Annotated in this window: 1 protein-coding gene; it reads left to right on the top strand. The window is 45.1% G+C overall.

The window, feature by feature from the left end:
- The coding region (gene tilS / locus A3739_RS06665) for a tRNA lysidine(34) synthetase TilS (protein ID WP_068500804.1) at positions 1-860 on the top strand (860 nt) is incomplete at both ends.

Genomic DNA, 860 nt, shown 5'->3' with positions numbered 1-860 from the left:
GACTATTTATATCGCATATAGCAGTGGGCTTGATTCCACTGCTTTGCTTCTCTCCGCGGTTCGCTCACTCCAAACACTAAAACCAACTCAATCATTCTGCGCTATCCATGTTCACCATGGATTAAGTTCTCACGCTGATGCGTGGGCGGAGCATTGCCAAGCTGTTTGTGCCGAATATCAAATACCATGCATTGTTGAGCGTGTTCAACTTGATCTGAAAGGTAAAAGTCTCGAGCAAGCGGCGCGTGAAGCGCGATATGCGGTGTTCAAACGACATGTCGGCACCGATGATATTTTGTTGTTGGCGCATCATCTTGATGATCAAATCGAGACGGTTCTTATGCGACTTATAAGAGAGACTGACTCGAGTTTGTTGGCTGCTATTCCTCACAGTCGGCCTATGGGACTAGGTCATCTCGTTCGACCATTTCTAGATTTACGAAGAAAGGATCTTGAGCAATATGTCCAAGACCAAGGTGTGAGTTGGGTCGAAGATGAATCTAATCGAGACCTTTCGATCACAAGGAATCGCATTCGTCATCAAGTGTTGCCGCGATTGTTGGCTCAGTCAGATAGTTACGTTGATGATTTAGTGTTGTTAAGCAAAGGGCATACTCGAGTTAATGGTTCAGCGTTGCGTTTGGCGCAAGCAGTGTTAAAGCATATGCACATCACGAACTACGCAAACGATCATGGAATTTCTCTTACTAACCTCAACTTACTTGCTAAGCGAGAGCAGACGTTTCTTTTGCGTTGGTGGTTTATTTCTCTGGGGTTAGCGCAACCTTCTGAACGAATTTTTTCGAGGATCTGGACTGAAGTGCTTCCTGCAAAATCAGGTTCTACACCCGAATTAATGT

The sequence above is a fragment of the Oleiphilus sp. HI0067 genome (assembly GCF_001635735.1).
Note: the sequence above shows the minus strand (reverse complement) of the source record. Positions and strands in the feature narration are given on the sequence as shown.